Annotated in this window: 2 protein-coding genes; both read left to right on the forward strand. The window is 68.2% G+C overall.

Annotation, left to right across the window (positions count from 1 at the left end):
- Positions 1 to 120: 120 nt before the first annotated feature.
- Positions 121 to 1,887, forward strand: a complete 1,767-nt coding sequence (locus tag QH290_RS02325) for a ParB N-terminal domain-containing protein (RefSeq protein WP_280381836.1) — start codon at positions 121 to 123, stop codon at positions 1,885 to 1,887.
- Between the two features lie 285 nt (positions 1,888 to 2,172).
- On the forward strand, positions 2,173 to 2,646 hold the full coding sequence (locus QH290_RS02330; protein ID WP_280381837.1) for a PH domain-containing protein: 474 nt from the start codon (positions 2,173 to 2,175) through the stop codon (positions 2,644 to 2,646).
- Positions 2,647 to 2,805: the final 159 nt, after the last annotated feature.

Consider the following 2,805-nt stretch of genomic DNA (forward strand, 5'->3'; position numbering starts at 1 on the left):
CCCCCCCCCCCCCCCCCGTGGTTACATCCCCCCCCCCCACCCCCCCCGCGGGGCGGCGGGGGGCCCCCCCCCCCCCCCCCCCCCCCCCCCCACGCCTCACCGTAGGAGACACCGAAGCACATGACAACCACCGAAGACACCACAACCGCTGTGCCGACCGCAGGCGGCGTCCCGATCGCCGAGCTACGCGAACGACTGGCGCAGTCCCCATCCGGCAAGATCGTTATCGACGTCGACCCCCATGAAGTCGTGTTCGGCGACAACATCCGCACCACCGTGACGGTCAAGGGCCGAACGATCAAGTCGGTCAAAGAGTTCGGTTTCGTGCAGGAGCCGCCCGCATTCATCAACGACGCCGATCAAATCGAGATGATCACCGGTCAGCGGCGCATACTCGCCGCCCGGCAGGCCGGTGCCGAGCGAGTCTCGATTGTGCTCAAGGCCAAGCCGGAGGGCGACGAGAACGCGCTCAAGGCCGCCAAGATCGAGGCGCAATGGACCGAGAACGACGACCGCGAGGCCATGACCGCCGGTGACAAACTCGTCACCCTCGAGAACTACCTCGAACTGCCGGGAATCACCCCCACCCGGGCAACCCAGAAGCTCGGCATCGACCGAGACGAAGCGCGTGCCGCGAAGAACCTCCGCAAGTCCCCGCGTGCCCGGCAGACCGCCGCCAACGCACAGCTCAGCCTGCAGCAGGCCGAAGTATTCATGGAGTTCGAAGGCGACGAGGACGCCGAACAGCGCCTGTTCGCCGCCGCCGAGAACAACACGTTCGACGCCGCAGCCGCCACGCTGCACGCCGAGCGCGAACAACGCGCCGAGCACGCGATCGCCGCACAGCCCTACATCGAACGCGGATACACCATCCTCGACACCGAACCCCGCTGGTCCCAGCAGGAACAGACATCGCCGCTCGAGTACCTGTACACACCGCAGGGCCGCGTCGCCACCGAGGACGACATCACCAACCCCGAACATTGGGCCGTCTACCTCGAAATGTCGGAGGTCGAAGCCCCCGACGGCGGAATCGATCGGTACTGGCAACCGAAATACCACTGCATCGACCACCAAGGCGCCGGACTCAAATTCAGCCGCCGGGAACCGACCGTGCGCAGCCAAGAAGAGAAGGCCCGCAAACACGCAGAGAACAACATCGTGAAGGCGGGCAACAAGGCCGCCCGCGCCGCCACCGTCAACCGCCGCAAGTTCGAGGCGCGATTGCTCGGCAAAGCGCAAGGCCACGGAGTCAAACGCGCCACAAAGCTCCCCGCCGGACTACTGACCTGGGCAGCACGCCTGCTGTTCACTCAGCGCGGCATCACCAACGAGAACACCGCCGATACCCTCACCGCCGAACTGCTCAACCAGGACGCGCACAAGGCCATGGTCACCGGCGAACTGTTCGACAACCTGACCGACCCGCGCATTGCTCCGCTCATCGTCGGACTGGCAATCGGCTCGGTCGAAGCTCGTATGCAGCCGCGCAAGTTTCGCGAAGACCAGCTGGAGAACCCGCGCTACTGGCGCGTCCTGCACCCCAACCCCCTCGTGTACTCCACCGTCGACATGGAGGAGACCCCGCGCGCGATGCTGGCCGCGCTACAGAGCGCGGGCTACCAGCCGACCCCGATCGAGCGCGCCCTCCTCGGCGAAATCACCCTGGCCGAAGCCCTCGAACTCGAGGCCGCCGCCGAGATGGCATCCGACGGTACCTCGACCGACGGGACGGGTAAGGCCCGCAAGAAGGCCAAGCCGACCGCGACAGCCACCGGCGAGGGCGACGGACCGGAGCAAGTCGACAAGAGCGCCGCCGCCGACACCGACCCGGCGCCGACGCCCGAGCCCGACGAGACCCCGGACGCCAGCCCATCCGCCGCCTGACCCCGCCGCGCGGGCCGGAGCCGACACACTCCGGCCCGCCCGGCCACGCCGGCCGCGGACCGCATCCGGTAACGAGCGCAACGGAACTCCGCTGCGCTCCATACAGCCATCTCGACGGCCCGGCCACCGCTCACTCACCAGCCGGTCCGGCCCACCCACCGACGTAGTCCCGGCCGCCCGCAAGCGCCCTCCGCACGGCGCCACCGTGCCCACGAGCACCGGCACGAGATCCGCCATCACCGCGGCGCCAGCGCACTCCCATTACGGCAACCAAGGAAGACAGCTATGCACGAAAACGCCGAAACCTCCACCGCCACAACACCTCCCACCTCCGACAACCCGACCGCATCTCTGCCGGTCGAAGTGACCCAGTATGTCGCACCCGACTGGATGATCCGCGCGTGCCTGCCGCTGCTCGTCGTCGCGGGCCAAGCCGTCGTCCAGCCGATCGCCCACCGCGCCTACACAATCTCGATTCTGGCGATGCCGCTGCTCGCCTCCGCCGTCGTGTACATCGCGTGGGCCTATCGCATCCGGACACGCGTTACCCCAAGCGGCCTGGAGCTACGCACCCTCAACCGCACCCGACACATTCACTGGCACCACATCAGCGGCGTGCGGACCCGCCCCGGCCGCTTCGCCCGGCTCATGCTCACCGACGGCACCGAAACCACCCTGCCAGGAGTCACCACTCGCCTGCTCCCGTGGCTCGTCGTCGTCACCGAACACCGCGTCACCGCGGCCGACCGCCGCGCCTGACCCCAGCATCCACCGGGAGGAACCCACAGAGAACACCAATCAGCCACGCCCACAACCACATAGACGATAACCAGCGCCGAGGGGCCCCGGGGCGGCGCAAATCCACCGGGCGCCGCCCCGGGGCCAAACAACCCCCACCACGGCGGAAACCCAAGCGGC

Origin of the sequence: Nocardia wallacei (genome assembly GCF_029869545.1) — a bacterium.
Taxonomy (GTDB): Bacteria; Actinomycetota; Actinomycetes; order Mycobacteriales; family Mycobacteriaceae; genus Nocardia; species Nocardia wallacei_A.

Excerpts from the sequence above, each read along its gene's own strand:
- QH290_RS02325 (WP_280381836.1), top strand. The coding sequence starts at position 121 with ATGACAACCACCGAAGACACCACAACCGCTGTGCCGACCGCAGGCGGC.
- QH290_RS02330 (WP_280381837.1), top strand. The coding sequence starts at position 2,173 with ATGCACGAAAACGCCGAAACCTCCACCGCCACAACACCTCCCACCTCC.